The organism is Lentzea alba (assembly GCF_011067745.1).
GTDB classification, from domain to species: Bacteria; Actinomycetota; Actinomycetes; order Mycobacteriales; family Pseudonocardiaceae; genus Lentzea; species Lentzea alba.
Window position 1 is genome coordinate 150,582 of record NZ_JAAMPJ010000003.1, and the last position, 23,651, is coordinate 174,232.

At 68.5% G+C, this 23,651-nt stretch carries 23 protein-coding genes and 1 pseudogene; 9 read left to right on the forward strand and 15 right to left on the reverse strand.

All coding sequences use genetic code 11. The annotated features are described in order from the left end of the window. Positions 1-4: 4 nt before the first annotated feature. Positions 5-439, reverse strand: a complete 435-nt coding sequence (locus G7043_RS13130; RefSeq protein WP_166045893.1) for a nuclear transport factor 2 family protein — start codon at positions 437-439, stop codon at positions 5-7. Between the two features lie 119 nt (positions 440-558). Between G7043_RS13130 and G7043_RS13135 the strand changes: the two genes are divergently transcribed. From G7043_RS13135 to G7043_RS13145, 3 genes are all read left to right on the forward strand, one after another. Continuing rightward, on the forward strand, positions 559-1,086 hold the full coding sequence (locus tag G7043_RS13135) for a CGNR zinc finger domain-containing protein (protein WP_166046348.1): 528 nt from the start codon (positions 559-561) through the stop codon (positions 1,084-1,086). A gap of 82 nt (positions 1,087-1,168) precedes the next feature. Next, positions 1,169-2,326 (forward strand): hypothetical protein, encoded by a 1,158-nt coding sequence (locus tag G7043_RS13140; protein WP_166045895.1) that lies wholly within the window; start codon positions 1,169-1,171, stop codon positions 2,324-2,326. Positions 2,327-2,451: 125 nt separating this feature from the next. Beyond that, complete coding sequence (locus tag G7043_RS13145; RefSeq protein ID WP_166045896.1) at positions 2,452-3,147, forward strand: family 16 glycoside hydrolase; 696 nt, start codon at positions 2,452-2,454, stop codon at positions 3,145-3,147. A 235-nt stretch (positions 3,148-3,382) separates the two neighbouring features. Here the strand turns inward: G7043_RS13145 and G7043_RS13150 are convergent, their stop codons facing one another. Beyond that, complete coding sequence (locus G7043_RS13150; protein ID WP_166045897.1) at positions 3,383-4,030, reverse strand: hypothetical protein; 648 nt, start codon at positions 4,028-4,030, stop codon at positions 3,383-3,385. 158 nt (positions 4,031-4,188) lie between these two features. Here G7043_RS13150 and G7043_RS13155 point away from each other — a divergent pair, with 158 nt between their 5' ends. Continuing rightward, positions 4,189-5,760, forward strand: coding sequence for a sensor histidine kinase (locus G7043_RS13155; RefSeq protein ID WP_166046349.1), 1,572 nt, complete (start codon positions 4,189-4,191; stop codon positions 5,758-5,760). A gap of 146 nt (positions 5,761-5,906) precedes the next feature. Here G7043_RS13155 and G7043_RS13160 read toward each other — a convergent pair whose 3' ends face one another. Next, a complete protein-coding gene (locus tag G7043_RS13160) occupies positions 5,907-6,557 on the reverse strand; it encodes a response regulator transcription factor (RefSeq protein ID WP_030468752.1) in 651 nt (216 codons plus the stop codon). Positions 6,558-6,641: 84 nt separating this feature from the next. Here G7043_RS13160 and G7043_RS13165 point away from each other — a divergent pair, with 84 nt between their 5' ends. Then, positions 6,642-7,442: a universal stress protein gene (locus tag G7043_RS13165; protein WP_166045898.1), complete on the forward strand. Its 801-nt coding sequence runs from the start codon at positions 6,642-6,644 to the stop codon at positions 7,440-7,442. Here the strand turns inward: G7043_RS13165 and G7043_RS13170 are convergent. Beyond that, positions 7,432-7,986, reverse strand: coding sequence for a YceI family protein (locus G7043_RS13170; RefSeq protein ID WP_166045900.1), 555 nt, complete (start codon positions 7,984-7,986; stop codon positions 7,432-7,434). The genes G7043_RS13165 and G7043_RS13170 overlap by 11 nt on opposite strands. Positions 7,987-8,083: 97 nt before the next feature. On the opposite strand from G7043_RS13170, the gene G7043_RS13175 reads away from it, so the two are divergent. Next, on the forward strand, positions 8,084-8,617 hold the full coding sequence (locus G7043_RS13175; RefSeq protein WP_166045901.1) for a MarR family winged helix-turn-helix transcriptional regulator: 534 nt from the start codon (positions 8,084-8,086) through the stop codon (positions 8,615-8,617). Here the strand turns inward: G7043_RS13175 and G7043_RS13180 are convergent. After that, complete coding sequence (locus G7043_RS13180) at positions 8,522-9,466, reverse strand: helix-turn-helix domain-containing protein (RefSeq protein WP_166045902.1); 945 nt, start codon at positions 9,464-9,466, stop codon at positions 8,522-8,524. The genes G7043_RS13175 and G7043_RS13180 overlap by 96 nt on opposite strands. Before the next feature lie 71 nt (positions 9,467-9,537). On the opposite strand from G7043_RS13180, the gene G7043_RS13185 reads away from it, so the two are divergent. Continuing rightward, entirely contained in the window at positions 9,538-9,687 is a 150-nt protein-coding gene (locus G7043_RS13185) for a hypothetical protein (protein ID WP_158102922.1), read from the forward strand. Here the strand turns inward: G7043_RS13185 and G7043_RS13190 are convergent. After that, entirely contained in the window at positions 9,680-10,804 is a 1,125-nt protein-coding gene (locus tag G7043_RS13190; protein WP_166045903.1) for a citrate synthase/methylcitrate synthase, read from the reverse strand. The two genes, G7043_RS13185 and G7043_RS13190, sit on opposite strands and share 8 nt — an antisense overlap. A 42-nt stretch (positions 10,805-10,846) precedes the next feature. On the opposite strand from G7043_RS13190, the gene G7043_RS13195 reads away from it, so the two are divergent. Both G7043_RS13195 and G7043_RS13200 read left to right on the forward strand, forming a co-directional pair. Next, positions 10,847-11,968, forward strand: coding sequence for a citrate synthase (locus tag G7043_RS13195; protein WP_166045904.1), 1,122 nt, complete (start codon positions 10,847-10,849; stop codon positions 11,966-11,968). A gap of 124 nt (positions 11,969-12,092) precedes the next feature. Then, positions 12,093-13,199 (forward strand): acyltransferase family protein, encoded by a 1,107-nt coding sequence (locus G7043_RS13200; protein ID WP_166045905.1) that lies wholly within the window; start codon positions 12,093-12,095, stop codon positions 13,197-13,199. Here the strand turns inward: G7043_RS13200 and G7043_RS13205 are convergent. From G7043_RS13205 to G7043_RS13240, 9 genes and pseudogenes are all read right to left on the reverse strand, one after another. Continuing rightward, positions 13,162-14,868: a 1-deoxy-D-xylulose-5-phosphate synthase gene (locus tag G7043_RS13205; protein WP_166045906.1), complete on the reverse strand. Its 1,707-nt coding sequence runs from the start codon at positions 14,866-14,868 to the stop codon at positions 13,162-13,164. The genes G7043_RS13200 and G7043_RS13205 overlap by 38 nt on opposite strands. Beyond that, positions 14,858-15,799 carry a 4-hydroxy-3-methylbut-2-enyl diphosphate reductase gene (locus G7043_RS13210; RefSeq protein WP_166045907.1) on the reverse strand — a complete coding sequence of 314 codons (942 nt, stop codon included), beginning with the start codon at positions 15,797-15,799 and terminating at the stop codon, positions 14,858-14,860. Before G7043_RS13210 ends, G7043_RS13205 begins: the two co-directional genes overlap by 11 nt. Before the next feature lie 37 nt (positions 15,800-15,836). Then, positions 15,837-16,871 carry a family 2 encapsulin nanocompartment cargo protein polyprenyl transferase gene (locus tag G7043_RS13215; RefSeq protein WP_166045908.1) on the reverse strand — a complete coding sequence of 345 codons (1,035 nt, stop codon included), beginning with the start codon at positions 16,869-16,871 and terminating at the stop codon, positions 15,837-15,839. 14 nt (positions 16,872-16,885) lie between these two features. After that, positions 16,886-18,244, reverse strand: coding sequence for a family 2B encapsulin nanocompartment shell protein (locus G7043_RS13220; protein WP_166045909.1), 1,359 nt, complete (start codon positions 18,242-18,244; stop codon positions 16,886-16,888). A gap of 56 nt (positions 18,245-18,300) precedes the next feature. Further along, entirely contained in the window at positions 18,301-19,308 is a 1,008-nt protein-coding gene (locus G7043_RS47565) for a terpene synthase family protein (protein WP_207311126.1), read from the reverse strand. A 112-nt stretch (positions 19,309-19,420) separates the two neighbouring features. Beyond that, a pseudogene (locus G7043_RS47570) lies at positions 19,421-20,398 on the reverse strand (terpene synthase family protein); the annotation flags it as partial. Beyond that, positions 20,398-21,804: a family 2B encapsulin nanocompartment shell protein gene (locus G7043_RS13230; RefSeq protein ID WP_313887838.1), complete on the reverse strand. Its 1,407-nt coding sequence runs from the start codon at positions 21,802-21,804 to the stop codon at positions 20,398-20,400. The pseudogene G7043_RS47570 and the gene G7043_RS13230, both read right to left, overlap by 1 nt. Positions 21,805-22,166: 362 nt before the next feature. Further along, a complete protein-coding gene (locus tag G7043_RS13235) occupies positions 22,167-22,631 on the reverse strand; it encodes a heme-degrading domain-containing protein (RefSeq protein ID WP_313887839.1) in 465 nt (154 codons plus the stop codon). Next, on the reverse strand, positions 22,628-23,644 hold the full coding sequence (locus G7043_RS13240) for a Gfo/Idh/MocA family oxidoreductase (RefSeq protein WP_207311128.1): 1,017 nt from the start codon (positions 23,642-23,644) through the stop codon (positions 22,628-22,630). Before G7043_RS13240 ends, G7043_RS13235 begins: the two co-directional genes overlap by 4 nt. Positions 23,645-23,651 lie beyond the last annotated feature (7 nt).

Below are 23,651 nucleotides of genomic sequence, written 5' to 3' on the forward strand. Positions count from 1 at the left end.
GCGGTCACTCCGTCGGGATCTCGTAGGTCGACGAGGGGTCGATGCGGCGCTCGGACTCCAGGATCCGCACGTCGTTGATGCTCGCCTCACGCCGCGACATCAGGCCGGACTCGGCGAACTCCCAGTTCTCGTTGCCGTAGCTGCGCCACCACTGGCCCTCGTCGTCGTGCCACTCGTACTGGAAGCGCACGGCGATGCGGCTGTCGCCGAACGCCCAGAGCGACTTGCGGAGCACGTACTCGTGCTCGCGCTCCCACTTCTTCGTCAGGAACGCGACGATCTCGTCGGTGCCGCGGACAAACTCGGACCTGTTGCGCCAGACCGAGTCCGGCGTGTAGGCGCCCGCCACGCGCTGCGGGTCGCGGGTGTTCCAGGCGTCCTGGGCAGCCTGCACCTTGAGCCGGGCGGTCTCGGCGTCGAACGGGGGGACGAGTTTCACAGCAGGGTCCTTCCAACGGTTGGGCGACGATGTAAACGTTAGAACGAGTGCCTAACGGATGCAAGCCCGTGTTACCGTTAGTCGTGCTGACGCCCGACGAGCCCCGTCCGGTCCTGCTGATGAACACCATCTGGGCCAATCGGTCACAGGTGCACGACGACCTGACCACTGTTGGTGGCCTCCGCGAGTTCCTGGGCGTACCGGCCGATCAGGACGACCTCGGGGCGTTTCGCGCGCTGCGGCAGGCACTTCGGGATCTCGCCGGCGTGCTCACCGAAGACACGCGTGCGGTCGCGCAAGACCGTGACCTGGAGCGCGCGGTGGCTGAGGTCAACCGTGCGGCGAGGAGTGCGCGGCAGTGGCCGCAGCTGACCGTGCGCGACGGGGAACTGTTGCGGCACAACGAAAGCGAGGGATCGCTCGCCGATCGGGAACGTGCCTCGATCGCGGCGGAGGCCGTGGAGCTGTTCACCGGCGAGAACCGCGTTCTGTTGCGCGCCTGTTATGCGCCGGGCTGCGTGCTGTACTTCGTGAAGGACCATCCGCGCCGCGAATGGTGTTCGCCGTCGTGCGGCAACAGGGTCCGCGCGGCCCGCCACTACCGGCGCAATCGGGGTGAATCCCCTGGTCCGAACGGGTTTTCCTGATCGCCAGGGCTAACCCCGAGCCGCCTGGGTTCCGATAACCGGAGAACAGTAGGGCGCGCTTTTTGTGTGGTGGTGATCCGCGATGTCCCGAGAATCCGTGCCAGGCCACGACATCAGCTATCACCTCGTCTGCTTCGACGAGACAGGTAACGAGCGGGGGCGCGAAAGCGCGGACGTCGTGTACGACGCCCGCGGTGGCGTCACCGATGTGTTCTTCTTCATCCACGGGTGGAACGGCGATGTGCCCGCCGCCCGGCAGCAGTACGGGCAGTGGGTCGCGACGATGGCCGGCTGCCGGGCCGAACGTGAAGCGGCGCACCGGCTTCCCGGCGGCTTCAAGTCGTTGCTCGTCGGCCTGCACTGGCCGTCGAAGGCGTGGGGCGACGAGGACGTCCGGTCCGACGAGTTCATCAAGGCTCAGGCCGAGCGACTCGGTGGCGGCGCCGGTCGCACCGCCGCGGTGCGCACGATCGTCCAGGCCGCGCGCGAACATCCGTGCCGGATGTCGGCCGCGGTCAAGCAGGCCTACGACTACCTGGAGAGCTCGGTGCCGGACCTGCCGGGCGACGACGGGATGGTGTTCGACGCGGAGCAGCTCTACCGGGCGTGCCTCGAGGACCCGGCGCTGGGCGGGATCCTGTCGCCGTTGCGGGTTCTGACGTTCTGGAAGATGAAGCGGCGCGCCAGGGTGTTCGGTGAGAGCGGTGCCGCGCGCATCGCCCGTGAGGTCGCCCAGGCCGCGCCGAACGCCCGCATCCACCTGATGGGCCACAGCTTCGGCTGCATCACCGCGACCGCGATGGCGAACGTGGTGCCGGCCGCGACGCTCACCCTGGTGCAGGGCGCGATGTCGCTGTGGTCGTTCGCGGAACGGCTGCCCGGCGAACCCGGCTCCGGCTACTTCCGCGGCGTGCTCGGCCGGGTGCCGGGCCCGATCATCGTCACCACCTCGTCGAACGACCACGCGATCGGCCGCTTCTACCCGCTGGCCGCGCGGTCAGGCCGCCAGGTCGACCTGGACGAGTACCCCAAGTACGGCGGCATCGGCTCGCACGGCGTGCAGGGCACCTACGTCCACGGGCACAAGATCGGATCTCCCGGCGAGCTGACCAGGGGGCAGGTGCACAACGTCGACTGCACCTCGGTGATCCGCCGCATCGACGGGATCGCGGGCGCCCACAACGACATCTGCCACCCGGAACTGGCCAGGCTGCTCTGGCGGGCGGTGATGTCGCGCTGAGGGATGTCGCGCTGAGGGATGTCCGTTTTCAGAAACACGCGTTTCCGTTGACTGCTCCGATGACCCGGTTCTACGGTGGGTCGCACCGTCGCTGCCGAGAACCTCGGAGCCGAGGACGGTAACAGATGTTTCGTCGTCCATTGTGGATAGCCGCTGCCTTCGTGCCGGCGCTCGTCGTGGGAGTGACGCCGGCACAGGCCGCGGATCCCGTGCTGGTGCCCATTTTCGACGGCAGGACGCTCGACGGGTGGACCGCCCACGCGAAGGACGCGTTCGTCGTGAAGAACGGCGCGATCCACAGCCAGAAGACCGCCTCGCGCGGCTGGATCTACTACAACAAGCAGCAGTACAAGAGTTTCCGCTGGATCTTCAAGCTGCGCCAAGTCTCCGGCGACCACAAGCCGACCGTGCTGATCTGGGGCAAGATCGCGACACCGCCGTTGAACGGGCTCGGCGCGATCCAGTTCCAGCCGCCCAACGGCGGCGCGTGGGACTACCGGCCGGGCCACAACAACGGCGGCGGCAAGCTGTTCACGAAGTACCCGCACCCGAGCTGGGACGTCAAGAAGTGGGCGCAGTGCGAGATCCTCGCCAACGGTGACACCGGAATCGCGCGCATGGCGTGCTGTCCGCTGCCCGACGGCGCGGCCCGGTGCAAGGCGCAGGAGGTCCTGAAGTTCGAGGACAAGAAGGAACCCGCCGGCCGCGAGGCGCCGCTCGCGATCCAGATCCACAACAAGGGCATCGAGGACGAGTACAAGGACCTCGTCGTCGAGTCACCGGTCGCGGACCCGACGAAGTTCATCACGACCTCCGGGTAGAGGGAACCGTGCCCGTCCCGCGCCGCGAGTCAGATGACCCCCGCGCGACCCGGGACGGACACGGTCTACCCCGCGCCCTGGGGAGGCGATCACAATCTTCACCGCGCGCTTTCGGCGACCAGTAGGGCACCTCGCGGGTCCGACCCCGCACCCCCATATGCCCGATATGCGGGTGCGGGGTCGGACCCGCGATGCACCCGCCTGGCCGGCGAAATCGCGCGGCGAAGGTTAGTGATCACCTCCCCAGCCGCAGAACGACCTGCGGCACCAGCGTGTTGCCGAGGCACGGGCGCAGGTCCGCGCGCAACGCGGACAGGCTCACCGGGTCGTGCAGGGCGGAAACGGCGATCCCGACCGTTCCCGCTGTCAGGATCACGCGCTGCATCGCTTGCCCCGCACGGATTTCCGCCGCGGCGCCCTGGGTGAACGTGCACAGGACCAGCTCGGTCCCGTTCTTCAGGTGCACCCACGCCCGTTCCACCTCGGCGGCGCGCGACAAGAGGCCGCGCCACAGGTCCAGTTCGGGGAACGTCGTCCACGTGCGACGGTTCGTGCACAAGGCGTGCAGCAACGCCAGCACGTCCGGGCTCGGCTCCTGATAGCCGCCGAGCCGCACGGCCGCCGCCGCGTCGTGGGCGCTCGGGCCGGGCAGCAGCGTCACCAGCGGACGGATTCCGTGCCCCTGCAACGCCAGCCGGACGTTGAGCAGCGCGACACCGCAGGCGATCCGCGTTTCCCTGTCGTGGGGGGAGGTCGTGTACAGCTCGATCTGCTCGGGACGCACCTCGAACCGCACATCAGGCGCGGACGCTCTCGCGAGTGCCAGGACGCCGCGCACGTCCTCACCCGCGAGACCGAGCGAGTCGGGCACAGCGATGGTCATGGTCAATAGGGTCCGGCCAGGGCTCTTGATCGGCCACGGTCGAAGGTCCCCACTTCATAGGGCCGTGAGTTGGGCGAAAGTGTGCGAATCTAGTCGTCGTGCCTGATGTGCCCGGTCGCCGTGATCTCGACGAACTGCTCGACGAGGTCCGTGACCGCATGGACGAGATCGTCACCACCCGTGACCACATGCAGGAACTGCTCGGCGCGGTGCTCGCCGTCGCGTCCGGCCTGGAGCTCGATTCGACGCTGCAGCGCATCGTCCAGGCCGCCGTGGACCTCGTCGGCGCCCGGTACGGCGCGATCGGCGTGCTCGGCACGCGGGACGACCTGTCCGGGTTCCGGCACGTGGGCGTGGACGAGGAGACCCGCGCGAAGATGGGCCACCTGCCCGAGGGCAAGGGCCTGCTCGGTCTGCTGATCAAGGACCCGACGCCGCTGCGCCTGCGCGACCTGACCCAGCACGAGATGTCCGTCGGCTTCCCGCCGAACCACCCGCCGATGCACAGCTTCCTGGGCGTGCCCGTGCGCGTGCGCGACGAGGTGTTCGGCAACCTCTACATGACCGAGAAGATCGACGGCGCCGAGTTCACCGCCGACGACGAGGCCGTGCTGCTGGCGCTGGCCGCGGCCGCCGGCATCGCGATCGAGAACGCCCGCCTGTTCGAACGCTCCCGCATGCGCGAGCGGTGGCTGGAGGCGATCGGCGAGGTCAACTCCGAACTGCTCGGCGGCGCGTCCGGCGAGTACGCGCTGCGGCTGATCACCCAGCGCACCGTGGAACTGGCCGGCGCCGACTCCGCGCTGGTGCTGCTCGGCGACGGCAGGCACACGCCGTTGACGGTCGCGGCGAGCGCGGGGGTGAAGATCGACGACTTCGACGCCTCCGGTTACGCCGTCGACGAGGTGATCCGCTCCGGCATCCCGCTGCTGGTCGACGACCTGGGGTCGGCGTTCGGCCCCGCTCTGGCCGTGCCGCTGCGGTCGGGCCCGGAGGTCACCGGCGCCCTGATCGTGCTGCGGCGCGGCGGTGAGTCCCGGTTCCTGCCCGACCAGGTGCCGGTGCTGGCCTCGTTCGCGGACCAGGCGGCGGTCGCGCTGGAGTTCGCCGAGCAGCAACGCTCGCAGCGGTTGCTGGACGTGCTGGAGGACCGCGACCGGATCGCCCGCGACCTGCACGACCACGTCATCCAGCGGCTGTTCGTCACGGGCCTCACGTTGCAGGCGACCATGCGGCGCATCACCGAGCCGGAGGTCGCCGCACGCCTGCAGACGGCCGTGGAGCAGCTCGACGAGACGGTGCGGGAGATCCGCACCTCCATCTTCGACCTGCACTCGAACGACAACAGCTCGCTGCGCCGGCGGCTGCTCGACCTGGTGGCCGGCCTGACCGAGTCGACGCACCTGTCCCCGGCGGTGCGCATGTCCGGCACCGTGGACAACTCGGTGCCTCCCGAACTGGCCGAGCACGTCGAGGCGGTGGTGCGCGAGGCCGTCACGAACGCGGTGCGGCACGCGCAGGCGACCGAGCTGACGGTGCTGGTCGACGCCGGTGAGGACGTCGTGATCACGGTGCAGGACAACGGGATCGGCGTTCCGCCCGACACCGCGCGCAGCGGGTTGCGCAACCTCGCCCGGCGCGCGGAGCAGTTCGGTGGCACGTTCGCGGTGCGCGGGACCGAGGGTGGCGGCGCCTGCGTGGTGTGGCGGGTCCCGCTGCCGGTCCCGTGAGCACGTGGCCGCCGGGCTGACGTGGAGCGCTCAGGTCGTCGGGGCGGCCAGCCGCGGATCTTCCGGATGGGCAGCCCGCGTCCACGCGTCACGGAGGGTCGACGACCGCCTGGTGGCGTTCGAATGGTGACGCCGGACAGCAGGCGCTAACGCGGTTTCTCGCCGTCCTTGCGGAACTGCGAGGCGAACACGGCGGCCTGGGTGCGGCGCTGCATGCCGAGCTTCGCCAGCAGGTGCGAGACGTAGTTCTTGACGGTCTTCTCCGCGAGGAACATCCGCTCGGCGATCTGCCTGTTCGTCAGGCCCTCGCCGATGAGGTCGAGGACCGTGCGTTCCTGCTCGCTGAGCATGCGCAGCGGATCTCCTTCCTCGCGTTCGCGCCGGATGCGGTTCAACAGCGCGGACGTCGTGCGGGCGTCGAGGAGGGACTGTCCTGCCGCGACCGTGCGGACCGCGTTGACCAGGTCGGCGCCCAGGATCTGCTTGAGCACGAACCCCGAGGCGCCCGCCATGATCGCGTCGAACAGGGCCTCGTCGTCGGCGAAGCTCGTCAGCATCAGGCACTGCAGGCCGGGGATGCGGCTGCGGAGCTCGCGACACAGCTCGATGCCGTTGCCGTCGGGGAGCCTGATGTCGAGCACCGCCACGTCGGCCTGGGCTCCCGGCACCTTGGCCAGGGCCTCCGCGACCGATGCGGCGTCGCCGACCACCTCGAGGTCGGACTCCTCGCCGAGCAGGTCCGCGATGCCGCGGCGGACGATCTCGTGGTCGTCGACGAGGAAAACACGCGTCGCCATGGAGGCCACGGTAGCCCAAAGACCCTGACACGAGGGGACCAACGGCACGCGGCTCGCTACGACGATCGGGCTTACTTTGGGATCATGAGCGGTCTTCCCGTTGTCGTCGGAGTCGACGGTTCCTCGTCCGCGCTGGCCGCGGTGGCGTGGGCGGCTCGCTCGTCTGCGCTGCACTCGGTGCCGTTGCGGCTGGTGCACGCGTACACGTTGCCCACGCGCGGGTACCCGGAGGTCATCTCGTCTGCGCGTGAGTTGCGGTCGGCGATGTACGACCAGGGACGGATGTGGCTCTCGCAGGCCGTTGCTGTCGCACGGGCTGAGGCACCTGATGTGCCCGTTGAGCACGACCTGCGGATGGAACACCCGACGCCCGTGCTGATCGCGGAGTCTGCACGCGCGCGGGAGGTCGTGGTGGGGTCGCACGGGCTGGGCGGGTTCACCGGAGCACTGGTGGGCTCAACGGCTGTGGCGCTGTCCGCGCACGCAGAGTGTCCCGTGGTGGTGGTAAGAGGCAACAACCATGACGGGCCTGTGGTGGTGGGCGTCGACCTTTCGCCTGGTTCGGACCCGGCGCTGGGCTTCGGGTTCGAGGAGGCCTCCGCGTCCGGAGTGCCGTTGGTGGCGGCGATGGCGCACGCCGACGATCAGTCGTCGCTGCTGAACGCGCGCATGTCCGGGTGGCTGGAGAAATACCCGGACGTCGCGGTGGAACAGCTCGTGGTGGGGGAGCGGCCGGTCCCCCTGCTGCTGGAGCTGGGGGAACGCGCCGGACTGCTGGTGGTGGGCTCGCGGGGGCGTGGCGGTTTCGCCGGGATGCTGCTCGGGTCTACCTCGCAGGCCCTGATCTACCACGCCCCGTGCCCGCTGGCCGTCGTCAGGCCTTGATCGCGGAGATCTCGAACTCCAGGACGACCTTCTCGCTCACCAGGACGCCGCCGGTCTCGAGCGCGGCGTTCCAGGTCACGCCGTAGTCCTTGCGGTTGATGGTGTGCGAGCCCTCGAAGCCCACGCGGGTGTTGCCGAACGGGTCGACGGCCACGCCCTCGAAGGCGAACGGGATCGTGATGCTCTTGGTGACGTCCTTGATGGTCAGGTCACCGGTGATCTCGAAGTTGTCGTCGTCGATCTGCTTCGCGGAGGTCGAGACGAACTTGATCTCCGGGTAGGTCTCGACGTCGAGGAAGTCGTTGGTGGTCAGGTGGCCGTCGCGCTGCGCGTTGCGGGTGTCGATGCTCGCGACCTTCACGGTCACCTCGGCGGTGGTGTTCTCCGGCTTGTCACCGTCGATGGAGATCTTGCCGTCGAACTCGTTGAACGCACCACGAACCTTGGTGACCATCGCGTGGCGCGCGACGAAGCCGATGCGGGAGTGCGAGGCGTCGATCACGTAGGCGCCGGTCAGTTCGGAGAGGTTGGTGGCCGTGGTCATGGGAATGCCCTTCAGGTTGCGGCGTGCAATTGGTTGATCTGTCATCCACCTTGCACCAACCTGGATGATGTGTCAACTATTCCCGTATGCTGAGCTGGTGACACGATGGCTGGAACCTGAACAGCAGCGGGCGTGGCGTGCGTACGTCCGCATGCAGGGGGAGCTCAATGCGCACCTGAGCAGGCAGATGTCGGTCGACTCGGACATCTCGATGCCTGACTTCGCGGTGCTGGTGCAGCTCACCGACACCTCCGACGGACGCGTGCGCGTCCTGGAGCTCGCACGGCAGATGCACTGGGAGAAGAGTCGCATCTCACATCACGTGGCCCGGATGGAGAAGCGCGGCCTGGTGCGGCGCGAGAACTGCGGCAGCGACGGGCGCGGGTCGTTCGTCGTGCTGACCGAGCTGGGCCGGTCCGCGATCGAGGCCGCCGCGCCCGCGCATGCCGAGATCGTCCGCGCGCTCGTGTTCGATCAGCTCTCCGAGGCCGAGGTGCAGGCGCTGCACGACATCTCGGAGAAGATCTTCACGCGCCTAACGACAGGAGAATGTGCGTCGGTAATCGCTCGGTGCGACGCCGACGACCCGGTGGAAGTGGTGCCGGAGGAGAGCGGCTGTCCCGAAGCCTGACCTGGCGGCGACCGCGTCGACGTCCAGGTCGGTCTCCTCGAGCAGCCTCCGCGCGTGCAGCACCCGCTGCAGGGACAGCCACTTGTTCGGGGTGGTGCCGGTTTCCGCGACGAACCTGCGCGCGAACGTCCGCTCGGACATGACCGCGAGCTTCGCCATCGTCGCCACCGTGTGGTTGTCCGCGATGGTGCCGAGCACGTGTTCCAGCACCGGTTCGAGGCTGTCCGCGCTGCAGGCTGGGATCGGGAGCTCCACGAACTGCCGCTGACCGCCGTCGCGCTGCGGCGCCACGACCATCCTGCGCGCGATCGTGTTGGCGATCTTGGTGCCGAGCTCCCGGCGAACCAGGTGCAGGCACGCGTCGATGCCCGCCGCCGTGCCGGCGCTGGTGATGATGTTGCCGTCGTCCACGAACAGCACGTCCGCGTCGACCCGGGCCTTCGGGAAGCGCTCCTGGAACTGCCGCGCCTCACGCCAGTGAGTGGTGCAGCGCCGGTCGTCGAGCAGCCCGGCCGCGCCGAGGATGAACGCCCCGCTGCACACGCTGAGCAGCGTCGCGTCGGTCTCCCTGAGCGCCTTGACCAGCTTTTCCGGGTAGTGGTCGCGCACGCGCGCGGCGGGGAGTGCGACGAGGTCGACGCTCTGCAGCGCGTCGAACCCGTGTTCCGGCGTGATCGAGACCCCGCGGATGCTCGTGGGCACCGGTTCGTTCGGGAGCTCGCCGCACACGCGGAAGTCGACCAGCGGCACGCCCTCCTCGGTCCGGTCGACGCCGAACACCTCGCAGAGCAGCCCGAATTCGAACGGCGCGACGCCGTCGATGAGGGGAACCGCCACCGATCGCAGCATGGCAGGATTTTAGCGCGCTACGTCAGATCTGCCACTGTTGGCAGGATCTGGTAGGTCGCAAACTTATTGCCATGACTCTTGCAGTGATCGTCCTAGTCCTCGCAGGTATCTCCGTCTGGCTCGACCGGCACCGCGACCGCAACGCCGGTCTGGCGGGCTCGTCCGACGTCAACGACCGCGACCGCACCCGAGTGCGCAACGAACTGCGGTACCTCACCTGATGTGAGGCTGCGTGATTTTTGGCTGGGGTCCCGTGTAGCGGGCGACCGGGCGGATGATCTTCGTGTCCTCGGACTGTTCGAGCGCGTTGGCACACCACCCGATCACCCGGCTGCACGCGAACGTCGGCGTGAACATCTCCCGCGGGATGCCGCACCGCTCCATCACCACGCCGGCGTAGAACTCCACGTTCGCGTACAGCTGCCGGCCGGGCTTCAGCTCGGCCAGCAGCTCCGTGACCCGCTGTTCCACCGTGACCGCGAACTCGGTCAGCGGGGTGGGGTGCTCCAGCGCGATCTCCTTGAGCAGGCGTGCCCGCGGGTCCTCCGTCTTGTAGACGGCGTGGCCGAAGCCCATGATCCGGTCGCCCTGCTCGATGCGCTCCCGCACCCAGGCGTCGATGTTGTCCGGCGAGCCGATGAGATCGAGCGCCTCCAGTGCCCGGTCCGGCGCCCCGCCGTGCAGCGGCCCGGAGAACGTCCCGATCGCCGCCGTCACCGCAGACACGACGTCCGCGCCCGCCGACGCGACCACGCGCGCGGTGAACGTCGACGCGTTGAACCCGTGGTCGATCGTGGCGATCAAGTACTGCTCGACCGCACGGCTCGTCCATGTTGACGGCTCCTGTCCAGTCAACATGTACAACCAGTTCGCCGACGTTGACAAATCAACCCTGGGGTTGACTGGATCAAGTCCGAGCTTGATCCGATGCAGTGCCGCGAGGATCGTCGGCGTCAGCGCGCTGACCCGGAGCGCGTCCGCCTTGCGGGTGCTCATCGGGGCGTCCCACATCGGCTGCGACGGCAGCATCGACAGCGCGGTCCGCAGCCCCGCCAGCGCCGTGCAGCCGGACCGCGCGATCGCGGGCAGCACCTCGCTGATCGCCGCTGGCAGCGGGCGGAGCGCGGCGGTCTGCCGGGCGAAGAGCGCGGCCTCGTCGGAGCTCGGCAACCGGCCCTCCACGAAGAGGAACCACACGTCCTCGAACGTCCGCGTCCTGGCCAGTTCGATCGCGTCGTGCTCGCGGTAGTGGTAGTAGCCCGCGGCACCGTTCACGTCCCCGATCAGGGTCGTGGTGACGACGACGTCTTTAAGCCCTTTGGGTGCATCAATCAACATGTACAAGAGGTTCCGTCAACATGTCTTGTACAGTCAACGTTGATGGAATCAATGTTGACGACGAATCAAGCTGCTCGCCGCCTGGGCGTGAAACCGGCGACGGTCTACGCGTACGTCAGCCGCGGCCTCCTGACCAGCAAAAAGGTCAACCGCCAGAGCATGTTCGGGGTCGCCGAGGTAGAAGCCCTGGCTCAACGTACTGGTGCGCGCGGAGCAGTGGCCGCTGTGACCGATCGCATCCGCACCCGCATCTCGCTGCTGGAGCACGACCGCCTCTACTACCGCGGCCGGTCGGTGCCGGAACTCAGCGCCACCAAGCGCTTCGAGGACGTCGCGCACTGGCTGTGGACCGAGATCGACTCGACGGGCCTGCAGTTCCCCGAGGGCCAGGAGATCTGGATGGCGCTGCCCGAGAGCGCCACCCTGACCGACCGCGTCCGCGTGGCCGTGGCGCTCGCCAGCGCCGGCGACCCCCTGCGCTTCGACCTGGACCGCTCGGTCACCACCGCGAAGGCGATGATCGCGGACGTGGTCGAGTCCCTGCCGTTGGTCGGCAAGCCCCAGGGCACCGACATCGCCGACCGCCTGTGGGCCCGCCTGTCGCCACTGCCCCCGGCCCCTGACCTCCTGAACGCCGCGCTCATCCTGCTCGCCGACCACGACCTGGCCATCTCGACGATGGCCGCCCGCGTCGCCGCCTCGGCCCACGCGCACCCGTACGCCGTGGTGTCCGCCGGCCTGGGCGCGATGGAGGGCCAGAAGCACGGCACGGCCACGACCATCGCGCACCGGTTCCTGGCCCAGGCCGAGTCCGACCCGATGGGCATGGTCGCCGAGCACCTGCGGTCCGGCCAGCCGATCCCGGGCTTCGGCCACCGCGTCTACGAACGCCGCGACCCGCGCGCCGACCACCTGCTCGCGTTGTTGCGCGGCCACGGTGATCTGGTGGCGGACAAGGTGATCGCCACGCAGACCCAGACGTTCCCCAACATCGACCTGGCGCTGGCGCAGCTCGGCCTGATGTTCAAGATGCCGCCGGACGCCGGCGAGGCCATCTTCGCGATCGCCCGGATCGTCGGGTGGATCGCGCACGCGATGGAGGAGTACAAGGAGCCGGGTCTTCGGTTCCGGACACTCGGCGTCTACACGGGTGACCGCCCCTAGCGCCGCGACCGGCGACCTTCGCCGCGTCTTCGACGCTCAGCAGGGCGCCGAACACGGGGCAAAGGCTGCCAGTCGCGGCACCAACCACGTTGGCGGGTGGTGTTCCCGGGCCCAGAAGCGGACCATGGAACGCGTGAGATTGTCCGCTGTGGACAACCTGAAGGTGATCCTCGTGGCGTGGGTCATCGGCGGCCACGCGCTGCTGGGCTACGCCGCGATCGGCGGCTGGCCGTACGACGAGGTCAACGAGGTCACGTTCCACCCCGGCGTCGAGACCGTGCTGGCGGCGGTGATCGGGCCGTCGGGGTTGTTCTTCATGGGCACCTTCTACTTCATGGCCGGGATCTTCACGCCCGGCTCGATCGAGCGCAAAGGCCGGCAGCGGTTCGTCGTCGATCGGCTCGTCCGGCTCGGGACGCCGTGGCTGGTCAGCGCGGTGCTCGTGTGGCCGACGTTCGTGTGGATCGCCTACAACGGGGCCGGGCAGGACGTGTCGTGGTGGCACGCGTTCACGCACCGGGACCCGTTGCTGGACAGCGGGTCGTTGTGGTTCGTGGGCGCGTTGCTGATCTTCTCGATCGCGATCGCCTTCGCGCCGCCGATCAAACAGCACACGATCACCACGAGGACCGTCGTGGGCATGACGATGGTGGTGGCGGGCACGACGTTCCTGACGCGGCTGGTGTTTCCGGCGCGCAGCGGACAGGTCGGGGATCTGCACCTGTGGTGGTGGCCGCAGTGCCTCGGGATGTTGCTGCTGGGCGCGATCGGCGGACACAAGCTCGCGGAACGGGTGCCGGACGAGATCTACCGGATGACCCGCAACGTCGTCGTCGCCACCATCGCGGTGCTGCCGATCGCCGCGGCGCTCATGGGAGTGCTCGACCTCTCGAAGAACGCCGAACCGTTCCTCGGTGGCTGGAGGTGGCAGGCGCTGGTGCTCGCGCTCATCGAGGGAGTCCTGGTGGTGGCGGGCAGTGTGTGGCTGATCGGGCTGGCCCAGCGCAGGCTGAACACCCAGGGACCCTTCACGGAGGGGCTGGCGCGGTCCGCCTACGTCGCGTTCATCGTGCAGGGGCCGATTCTGCTCAGCCTGGCGACCGCCCTGCGTCCGCTGGAGCTTCCCGCCGAGGTGAAGGCTCCCCTCGTCGGGGCCGGCGCGATCGCGTTGTCGTTCGCGATCGGCTGGGTCGTCACTTCACGCCGAGGCGCTTCAGCACGCTCGTCGTGATGCCGGCCGCGTCCAGCCCGTGCGCGCGCAGGATGCGGGCGCGGGAGTCGTGCGGCAGGAAACGCGGCGGCAGGGCGAAGGTCGCTACACAGGTAGCGGAACCGGTCAGCGCCTGCCCGAGCCGTGCGCCCAGTGCGCCGGTGGAGGTCGTGTCCTCGACGGCGAGCACCAGGCGGTGCTGACCGCTGTACTTGACGAGGTGCGGATCCAGGGGCGCGGTCCAGCGCGGATCCACGACGTTGACGCGCACGTCGTGGGCGGCGAGCTCGTGAGCTGCGGCCAGGCACGGACCGGCCAGGGGGCCGACGGCGATCAGCAGGACCTCGGCTTCCGGGGTCTCGTGCAGCACGTCGAAGTGGCTCACCCGGCGCACCGCGGGCACGTCCGGGCCGGCGGTGGCCTTCGGGTAGCGCACGACGGTCGGGCCGTCGGAGACTTCCACCGCTTCCCGGAGCAACGCGGCGAGCGACGCCGGATCGCGGGGCGCGGCGAGGCGCAGGCCGGGCACGACGGGCAGTACCGAGGCGTCCCACATGCCGTGGTGCGAGGCGCCGTCCGGGCCGGTCACGCCGGCCCGGTCCAGCACGAACGTCACGGGTAACCGGTGCAGCGCCACGTCCATGAGCAGTTGGTCGAACGCACGCGACAGGAACGTGGCGTAGATGGCGACGACCGGGTGCAGGCCGCCCATCGCCATGCCGGCGGCGGACGTCACGGCGTGCTGCTCGGCGATGCCCACGTCGAACACGCGCGACGGGAACCGCGCGGCGAACGGGCGCAGGCCCACCGGCTCCAGCATCGCCGCGGTCAGACAGACGACGTCAGGTCGTTCCGCGCCGATCGCCACGATCTCGTCGGAGAACGCGTCGGTCCACGTCCGGCCGGCGGACGAACCCGAGGCGCCGACCGCGTGCATGCGGTCGGCCTCATCGGTCTCCGCGGCCGGATATCCCTTGCCCTTCACCGTCTTGCAGTGCACGACGACCGGACGGCCCAGCGCTTTGGCTTCCCACAGGGCGTTCTCGACCGCGTGCACGTCGTGGCCGTCGATCTCGCCGAGGTAGGCGAGGCCCAACGCCTCGAAGAGCCCGCGGGCCGAGCCGTTGAGCAACGACGCCGCGAACCCGCCGGCGGTCGGGTCGTACGAGCGGCCGTTGTCGTTCAGCAGCACCACGACCGGGCGGGACGAGCCGCCGATGTTGTTCAACGCCTCCCAGCACATCCCGCCGGTCAGCGCGCCGTCACCGACGATCGCGACGACGCGGCGGTCCGTGCCGGCGAGCTCGAAGGCCTTGGCCAGACCGTCCGCATAGGACAGTGCGGTCGAGGCGTGCGAGTTCTCGACGACGTCGTGCGCGGACTCGGCGGCGGACGGGTAGCCGGACATGCCACCGGCCTGGCGCAAGGAGTCGAAGTCCGAGCAGCGGCCGGTCAGCATCTTGTGCACGTACGACTGGTGCCCGGTGTCGAACAGCACGACGTCGACGGGTGAGGTGAAGACCCGGTGCACCGCGATGGTCAGCTCGACGGCGCCCAGGTTCGGCCCGAGATGCCCGCCGGTCCGGTGCACCTTGGAGATCAGGAACGACCGGATGTCCTCGGCGAGCAGCGAAAGCGACGAGGAAGCAAGCGCCCGTACGTCCGCGGGCGAGGTGATGTCAGCCAGCACGGCGCACCGCCAGCGGTAGCGTGAACGAGATCGTCTCGGTCGCCGTCGTGTGCGTCGACACCGACACCGAACCCCACGCCCGCAAGGCGGCGACGACCTCGTCGACCAGTTCGGGAGGAGCGGAGGCACCGGCCGACAACCCGACGGTCGAGACACCGTCCAGCCACGCCGGGTCGATCTCCGAGGCGTCGTCGATCAGGTACGAGGGCGTGCCGCCCCGCGCCGCCAGCTCGACCATCCGCACCGAGTTGGACGAGTTCTTCGAGCCCACCACCAGCACCAGGTCCGACTGCGCGGCGACGTCCCGGATCGCGACCTGCCGGTTCGTGGTGGCGTAGCAGATGTCGTCGGAGCCAGGTCCGCGCAGCTGCGGGAACTTCCGCTGCAACGCGTCGACCACCTCGACCGTCTCGTCCACGGCCAGCGTCGTCTGCGTCAGGTACGAGACGGGTCCGGTGATCTCCAGCGCCTCCACGTCCTCGACGGTCTCGACCAGCACCATCTGATCGGGCGCCTCTCCCAGCGTGCCTTCGACTTCTTCGTGGCCGGCGTGCCCGATCAGCACGATGGTGTCCCCGCGTTCGGCGAACCGCCGCGCCTCGGAGTGCACCTTCGTGACCAGAGGACAGGTCGCGTCGAGCACGTCCAGCGACCGCGACCGGGCTTCAGCGCGTACGGCGGGCGAGACACCGTGCGCGGAGAAGACCGCCGTGGCACCGAAAGGCACCTCGGACAGCTCTTCGACGAACACGGCACCGCGCGCCTCCAGGCCGCGCACCACGTGGACGTTGTGCACGATCTGCTTGCGCACGTAGATGGGACCGCCGCGCTGGTCGAGAAGTCGTTCCACGATCTCGATGGCGCGCTCCACCCCGGCGCAGAACGACCGGGGTGAGGCGAGCAGCACCGAACGCGGCGGGTGTTCCGTCATCGAGTGCCTTTCCCAAAGGAATCCAGTCCAGCGGAATTCAGTGGTCTCGGTGGGTGACCAGTTGGGCGAGCGTGCCCAGCTCCACGGCCGCCCGCGCGGTCGGCGAGGCCTCGCCGAGATGGAGCAGCGCCCGCGTGTGCAGTTCGTCGGCCTGGGTCTGGCTCCACGCGCGACCGCCGGCCAGATCGACCAGGGAAGCCGCCCGCGCAAGCGTTTCCGCGTTCATCTCCTGGGAACCGGAGTAGAGCGACGCCAGTTCGGCGGCACAGTCGGCACCGGAGTTCAGCGCGTACACGACCGGCAGGGACTTCTTGCGGTTCGCCAGATCCGAGTGCACGGCTTTCCCGGTCACCGCCGGGTCGCCCCAGATGCCGAGCAGGTCGTCCACGTGCTGGAACGCCAGCCCGAGCTCGGTGCCGTAGCCGCGCATGGCGTCGATCTGCTCGTCGGAACCGTCGCCGTACAGCGCGCCCAGGGCCGTGGAAGCGCCCAGAAGCGCACCCGTCTTGCCGCGTGCCATCAGCTCGACCTCGGGCACCTGGACGTCCGAGCGCGTCTCGAAGTCGAGGTCGTAGGCCTGCCCGTCGAGCAACGCCACGATGGCGTCACCCAGCGTCCGGATCGCCTCCAACGCGCGCGGATGTCCTGATCCCGCGAGCACGTCCACCGCCAGCGCCTGCAGCGCGTCACCCGCCAGGATGGCCGCGTTGACGCCGAACACGGTCCACGCCGTGGCCCGGTGCCGCCGGGTCGTGTCGTGGTCCATCACGTCGTCGTGCAGCAGCGAGAAGTTGTGGATCAGCTCGACCGCGACCGCCGCCGGGACAGCGGCGGAGGCGGTGCCGCCGACGGCCTCGGCCGCCAGCAGCACCAACGCGGGACGGATCGCCTTGCCGCCGTTCTCCAGCACCGGGTTGCCGTACTCGTCGCGCCACCCGTGGTGGTACTCCGCGATCGTGCGCATCGACGGCGGTAGCTGTTCAACGGCCTTGCGCAGAGCCGGAAGCACAAGGCCCCGGCTCCACGCGAGCACCTCACCGGCAGGTCTTCCGGCTGAGAGCGGTTCAGTCATCTCGGCTGTCATGGCTAGAGACCGATCTCCACGTTCTCCAGCACGCCCAGCGCGTCCGGCACCAGGATCGCGGCCGAGTAGTACGTGGACACCAGGTACTTGAGCATCGCGTGCTCGTCGATGCCCATGAACCGCACGTTCAGGCCGGGCTCGTACTCGTCCGGGATGCCGGTCTGGCGCAGGCCGACGACGCCCTGTTTCTCCTCGCCCAGCCGCATCGCGAGGATTGACGTGGTGCCGTTCTTGTTGACCGGGATCTTGTCGCACGGCGCGATCGGGATGCCCCGCCACGACTGCAGCGGCTTGCCCTCGACCTCCACGGTCGGCGCGTACAGGCCGCGCGCCGACAGCTGCCGGCCGAGCGCCGCGATCGCCTTGGGGTGCGCCAGGATCAGCTTGGTGTTGCGGCGCCGTGAGATCAGCTCGTCCATGTCGTCCGGCGTCACCGGGCCGGTCTGCGTGCTGATCCGCTGCTTGAGGTCGGCGTTCGCGATGAGGCCGAACTCCTTGTTGTTGATGAGCTCGAACTCCTGCCGCTCGCGCAGCGCCTCGATGGTCAGCCGCAACTGGTGCTCGACCTGGTCCATCGGCTGGCTGTAGAGGTCCGCCACCCGCGTGTGGACGCGCAGGATCGTTTGCGCCACCGAGAGTTCGTACTCGCGCGGCCGCAGCTCGTAGTCGACGAACGTGCCGGGCAGCGTCGGCTCGCCGTCGTGACCGGACGCGATGTCGATCTCCGCCTCGCCGTGCTTGTTCGCCGCGTTCGACGGGTTCGCCAGCTGCTGCGCGATGTGGTCGCGCATCGGTTCTATCTGCCCGTTGAGCCGGTTGAACGTCGCCCGCGTCAGCACGACGGCGGTCGTCGGCGTCAACGCTCGCGCGGTGAAGCTCCAGTTCTTCTCGGTGCCGGACAGGACCGGCTCGTCGCCGATGTACTCGCCGTCCGCGATCGTGCCGAGAGCCACCTCGTCGCCGTACTCGCCGAGACCGGTCTTGGTGACCTTGCCGTGCGCGATGACGACGATCTCGTCGACGGACTCGCCGCGTTCCGCGATCACCTCACCCGGCTGGTACTCGCGCTGTTCGAAGCGGTTCGCGACGGCGGTCAGCGCCGCCTCGTCGTCGAACCCGCGCAGCAGCACGAACTCCGCCAGCTCCTGCGGCACGATCCGCACCTCGGTGCCGACGCTGGTGAACGTGACACGGCCGTCGCCGATCGCGTAGGTGAGACGCCGGTTCACCCGGAACGCGCCACCCTTGGCCTCGACCCACGGCAGCATGCGCAGCAGCCAGCGGGGTGAGATCCCCTGCATCTGCGGTGCGGACTTGGTGGTCGTCGCGAGGTTGCGCGCAGCGGCCCGCGACAGGCTCATCTGCTGGTCCTCGACCCCAAGGCCCGGATCGGTAACAGTCACTGCGGGTCCAATCTTCAACGAACGAGGACTGCGGCAGTGCCGAGTCCTGTGGGGGAGTGGAACGATTTCCGAACGGGGTTGGGGGAGAAGCTGAACCTGCCGGATCTCCGGGTCCAGAGCAGTTCACCGGCGAGCCACGACTCCAAGGCTTCGACATAACGGTGCAGGCCGGCTTTCGCCTCCGCGTCGAGGCCGTACTCGTCCGCGATGGACGGCAGCTCGGTGATGATCGAGCTGATCTGCCGCAACCGCGCGGAGATCAGGTCGGCGACGACCGAGACCGCCTGCTGCCGCTCGCAGTCGAAGAACTGCTGCACGGCGAGCACCGCGCTGGTGGTGCTGCCACCGGTGGCGTGGACGCGGTCGAACCCGACGATCTCCTGGCGCAGTGCCGGAACGTCGCCGAACGAGTCCACGAGCGCCCGCATCGTGCTGTTGCGCAACAACTCCGCGGGCAGGTTCGCATCGACCGACTTGCGCACGAGCTTCGCGGACAACTCGGTGGCGATCGAGCGGCGGCGCATTTCCACGAGGTCGATCGGGTCCGGAACCCGGCCCTGAGCGGTGTTGTGCAGCTCCCACGACAACGCGTCCAGGTACTCGGTGAGGTGTTGCCGGTCTTCGTCGTCCAGAGTGGACCGTGAGACCAGGTCCGCCAGGCCGCGCTCGGCGGGGTTCGTCGTCGGTGCCGACCCGGCCAGCACGGCCTTGAGCCTGGCGACGAAGGCCTTGCCCCCGACGACGTTGCGTGGCCGGAGGAAGCCTTCCAGGAACGCGTCGCTCACGTAGAAACCCCACGTGTGCCAGTCGTTGATGTGCAACAGCGCGTCCAGCGACGCCGTGGGATGGGTCAGCGGGCCGAAGCCGCCGTAGTCCGCCGCGTCGTAGAACGCCTCGGTCCACGGCACACCGCCCAGCATGCCCATGTCGCGCACCCACGTCTTGGTGTGCTGGCGGACGCGGTCCACGTGCGGGGACAGCCGTGCCGCGAACGGCATGTCGAACGCGGGGATCTCAGCCACGGTTCACCCCCAGCCACGCGCCGGACGTGCCCAGACCGGTCGGCCCGCGCAGGATCGTGCGGAAGAACGCGGAGTTCCCGGCGCCGCCGCCCTCGACCCCGGAATGATCTGCTTTTGTGTAGCGGCCCGCGTGCAGGTGCCACTCGTGCCCGCCGGACTGCCAGTCCTGCAGACCCTTCACGTACTTGAGCACCCGAGCCTGCTCCAGCGGGTCGACGCCGTGTTCGGAGAACAGGAGCGGCAACTCGGTGAACACGGTGTTCTCGAACTGGTGCAGCCGGGAGGTGAGCAGGTTGTTCACGGCCTCGACGGCGGTCTGCGTGTCGTGGCCGAAGAACTTCTCGAACACCAGCACGCCGTTGGAGTTCTCGCCCTCCCGCAACACTTCCCGCTCGTACGAGAAGATGTCGTTGCGCAGGTGGATCGCGTCGGAGAACGTGTCCGACAGGACCCGCAGCGGGCGGGTGCCCGCGATGGACGCGGGCACCTCGGCTGCTTCGGAGACCTCCACCAGGTTCGCCGACCACGGCGCGCCGCCGACCTTGCGGCGCATCTCGATGTACTCGATCGGGTTGGCGACCGTGCCGCTCTCGATGTTCTTGATCTCCCACATGCACTCGAGCAGCAGGTTGTGGGTGCTCGTGGTGAACCGGCGCCGCCAGTCCTGCGTCATCAACCCAATCGTGCGCTGCCACAGGTCGACGAGGCCGCGTTCGGTCGGGTTCTGCGGCTCGGGTGACGGGTCCGTGCCGTTGATCGGCATGAACGCCGGCAGCCGGTCCAGGTAAGCCTTGGCCCCCGACACGTCCTTGGTCTGCTTGAACTCGGCGAAGAACTCGTCGTCGAAGTAGAAGACCCAGACGTACCAGTCCGTGATGAGGTCGAGGATCTCCGCGGGCGCGTCCGGGTGGGTCCACGCGCACATGAACCCGTAGTCGTCGCCCGCGAGGATCTCGTCGGTCCACACCCCGGTGTCGAGCATCCCCATGTCCCGCGCCCACCGCGTCGAGTGGACGCGGGCGCGTTCGAGGTTCGGGTTCATCCGTGCCGGGTGGGGCACGTAGAACTCCGGCATGGTGAACGAGGGCATCAGCCTTCGCGGCCCAGCTCGACGTGCTCCAGGACACCGATCGCGTCCGGGACCATGATGGCGGCCGAGTAGTAGGCGCTGACCAGGTAGTTGATGATCGCCTGGTCGTTGATCCCCATGAACCGCACGGAAAGCCCCGGCTGGTACTCGTCCGGGATGCCGGTCTGGTGCAGGCCGATCACGCCCTGGTTCTGCTCGCCGGTGCGGATCAGCATCACCGACGACGTGCGGGTGTCCGAGATCGGGATCTTGTTGCACGGCAGCACCGGGATGCCGCGCCAGGCCGGCACCTGCTGGCCGTTGAAGTCGATGTGCTGCGGGTAGATGCCGCGCTTGTTGAGCTCACGGCCGAACGCCGCGATGGTGCGCGGGTGGGCCAGGAAGTAACCGGGGTCCTTCCACACGATCGACAGCAGCTCGTCGAAGTCGTCCGGGGTGGGCGGGCCGGACCGGGTGTGGATGCGCTGCTTGAGGTCCGCGTTGTGCAGCAGGCCGAACGACCGGTTGTTGACGATCTCGTGCTCCTGGCGTTCGCGCAGGGCTTCGATCGTGAGCCGCAACTGCTGCTCGACCTGGTCCATCGGGTTGTTGTAGAGGTCCGCGACCCGGCTGTGGACCTGCAGCACGGTCTGCGCGACGCTCAGCTCGTACTCGCGCGGCGAGAGCTCGTAGTCGACGAACGTGCCGGGCAGCACGGGCTCGCCGTCGTGGCCGGCCGCCATGCCGATCTCGGCCTCACCGAAGTCGTTCTGCGGCTTGTTGCGGCTGTTGAACGCCTGCTGGATGTGCGCGCGCAGACCGCCGGCTTCGCCGTTGAGGGCCTGGAAGTCGTCCCACGACAACGTGAGCACGGTGACCGGCGTGACGGCCTTGGCGCTGTACTCCCACTCGCCCTGCGGCCCGGCCAGCACGGTCTCGCCGAAGTACTCGCCGTCGGCCAGGTTGCCGAGCACGGTCTCGCCGCCGTACTCACCGGTGCCGATCTTGTCGACCTTGCCGTGCGCGATCAGCACGACCTGGTTCTTCGGACGGCCCTTCTCGACGATGACGTCGCCGATGCCGAACTCCTGCTGCGTGAAGCGACCGGCGAGCGCGGTGAGGACGGCCTCGTCGTCGAAGCCCTTCAACAGCGACAGCTCGGTGAGCTCCATCGGCACGACGCGGACTTCGGCGCCCGTGTTCGTGAACGAGACGCGGCCATCGCCCAGCGTGTAGGTGAGTCGGCGGTTGACGCGGTACGCACCACCCGCGGCCTGGACCCAGGGCAGCACCTTGAGCAGCCATCGGGAAGTGATTCCCTGCATCTGCGGGACGGACTTGGTGGTAGTGGCCAGATTACGTGCGGCGGCCGTGCCCAAACTCAGCTGCTGACGGCCCTCATTGAGGTCAGAATCCGTCACAGTCACAACCGGTACCCACCTATCTCAACGCGCTAATGGACCAATCCGATAAGTCGGAACGGACGTTAGTTCTCGCGATTGAGTGCTGTGAAGGGGCCAAAAAGGCGACATTCGGGTGGGTGTCTTACGCCTGTTGATGCTACGGAGCGTACAACTGCTGTCCTACGCAAGCACGGTTGTATCGGCAGGCGGGTGACCGGAAACTATTCGTCGAACTGTGGAATAGGACACTCGTTTGGCCCAGTAGGATCACTCTTTTGTGCGCGTTGGCGATCCGCATTCGACTGCTATACAACACCACTCCGAGTGGAACTCCGTCCACTCGAAGTGGCGTGTTCAAAATTATGTACCAACGACTATTCGTGCTATTACGCGTCGCGGGAGTTCAGAAAAGATTCCAATTGAGTGACGACGAACTCGTGGTCCTCGGCCTGGGGCAGGCCCGACACGCCGACGGTGCCGACCGGTCCGGTGCCGCGCAGGATCACCGGGAAGACGCCGCCGTGCGCCGCGTACAGGTCCTGGTCGAGCCGTGACTCCGCCTCGAACGTTGTCCCCTTCTCGCGGAAGGTGGTGCCGACGTAGAACGAGCTGTGCCCGAACCGGTCGACCACGCGGGTCTTCCGTTCGAGCCACCTGTCGTTGTCCGGCGAGGTGCCGGGCAACGAGGCGTGGAAGAGCCGGTGTCCGTTGCGCTGCACCGAGATCGCGATCGGCAGGCCCTGCTCGCGGGCGGCGTCGAGCAGGTGCAGGCCGAGCTCGATCGCGACGTCGTTGCCGAAGCGGGTGAACTGGAGGCGGCGTTCCTGGGCGAGGAGTTCTTCGGAGTTCACAGCTCTACCACCCGGTTCTCGCGTGCGGACGTGAAGGCGGCCTCGATGACCCGCAACGCCTGGACGGCGCTCGTGGGGTCGACGGGGATCCGCCCGGCCTGCAGTTCGGTGTAGAAGGTCTCGTAGGCGCCGAGCTCGACAGGCACCTCGATCGTCTGGTCGAGCACGCCCAACTGCCCGCTGCGCGTCTCGTAACCCCAGTTGGCGTCGGTCGGCCGGCGACCCGCGTCGAGCGCGTCCTCCTGCTCGTCCAGGCCGCTGATCACGAACGCGCCCTCGCTGCCGAGCACGCGGAACCGCGGCCCGTGCTGGGCGGTGTGCGCGCCGGCCCACAGGTGGGAGCGGACGCCGTTTTTGTGCGTCAGCGCCACGAACACGTCGTCGTCGACCTGCGCGCCGGGGCGGCGCTGGTCGAGTTCCGCGTAGACGCTGCTGACCGGGCCGAACAGCTGCAGAGCCTGGTCGACGAGGTGGGCGCCGAGGTCGTAGAGCAGGCCGCCGGCCTCTTCCGGAGCGCCGAACTCACGCCAGTTGTCCCAGATCTCCGGCACCCAGCGCTCGTAGCGGGACTCGAACCGCCGGACTTCGCCCAGTCGGCCGATGATCTTGCGGACGGTGAGGAAGTCGCTGTCCCAGCGGCGGTTCTGGAAGACGGTGAGCGGCACGCCCTTCGCCTGAGCCGCCGCCACGAGTTCCTCGCCCTCGGCGGAACTGGGCGCGAACGGCTTGTCGACGACGACGGCGACGCCCTTGTCGATCGCTTTTCGGGCGTACTCGACGTGCGTCCTGTTCGGGGTGCCGACGACGATCAGGTCGAGGTCCAGCTCGAACAGCTCGTCCGCCGTCACGATCTTGGCGTCCGGGTGCGCCGCGCGGGCCTGCGCCTGCCGTTCCGGGTTCGCCGTGACGATTGCGACGAGATCCATGCCCTCGGTCGAGGAGATGAGCGGGGCGTGGAAGACCCGTCCCGCGATGCCGTAGCCCAGCAGTCCGACTCGTGTCATGTTTCTCATTAAAGCA

Excerpts from the sequence above, each read along its gene's own strand:
- G7043_RS13135 (WP_166046348.1), top strand. The coding sequence starts at position 559 with ATGAACACCATCTGGGCCAATCGGTCACAGGTGCACGACGACCTGACC.
- G7043_RS13140 (WP_166045895.1), top strand. The coding sequence starts at position 1,169 with ATGTCCCGAGAATCCGTGCCAGGCCACGACATCAGCTATCACCTCGTC.
- G7043_RS13145 (WP_166045896.1), top strand. The coding sequence starts at position 2,452 with ATGTTTCGTCGTCCATTGTGGATAGCCGCTGCCTTCGTGCCGGCGCTC.
- G7043_RS13150 (WP_166045897.1), bottom strand. The coding sequence starts at position 4,030 with ATGACCATCGCTGTGCCCGACTCGCTCGGTCTCGCGGGTGAGGACGTG.
- G7043_RS13155 (WP_166046349.1), top strand. The coding sequence starts at position 4,189 with ATGGACGAGATCGTCACCACCCGTGACCACATGCAGGAACTGCTCGGC.
- G7043_RS13160 (WP_030468752.1), bottom strand. The coding sequence starts at position 6,557 with ATGGCGACGCGTGTTTTCCTCGTCGACGACCACGAGATCGTCCGCCGC.
- G7043_RS13165 (WP_166045898.1), top strand. The coding sequence starts at position 6,642 with ATGAGCGGTCTTCCCGTTGTCGTCGGAGTCGACGGTTCCTCGTCCGCG.
- G7043_RS13170 (WP_166045900.1), bottom strand. The coding sequence starts at position 7,986 with ATGACCACGGCCACCAACCTCTCCGAACTGACCGGCGCCTACGTGATC.
- G7043_RS13180 (WP_166045902.1), bottom strand. The coding sequence starts at position 9,466 with ATGCTGCGATCGGTGGCGGTTCCCCTCATCGACGGCGTCGCGCCGTTC.
- G7043_RS13185 (WP_158102922.1), top strand. The coding sequence starts at position 9,538 with ATGACTCTTGCAGTGATCGTCCTAGTCCTCGCAGGTATCTCCGTCTGG.
- G7043_RS13190 (WP_166045903.1), bottom strand. The coding sequence starts at position 10,804 with ATGTTGATTGATGCACCCAAAGGGCTTAAAGACGTCGTCGTCACCACG.
- G7043_RS13195 (WP_166045904.1), top strand. The coding sequence starts at position 10,847 with ATGGAATCAATGTTGACGACGAATCAAGCTGCTCGCCGCCTGGGCGTG.
- G7043_RS13200 (WP_166045905.1), top strand. The coding sequence starts at position 12,093 with ATGGAACGCGTGAGATTGTCCGCTGTGGACAACCTGAAGGTGATCCTC.
- G7043_RS13210 (WP_166045907.1), bottom strand. The coding sequence starts at position 15,799 with ATGACGGAACACCCGCCGCGTTCGGTGCTGCTCGCCTCACCCCGGTCG.
- G7043_RS13215 (WP_166045908.1), bottom strand. The coding sequence starts at position 16,871 with ATGACTGAACCGCTCTCAGCCGGAAGACCTGCCGGTGAGGTGCTCGCG.
- G7043_RS13220 (WP_166045909.1), bottom strand. The coding sequence starts at position 18,244 with ATGAGCCTGTCGCGGGCCGCTGCGCGCAACCTCGCGACGACCACCAAG.
- G7043_RS13240 (WP_207311128.1), bottom strand. The coding sequence starts at position 23,644 with ATGAGAAACATGACACGAGTCGGACTGCTGGGCTACGGCATCGCGGGA.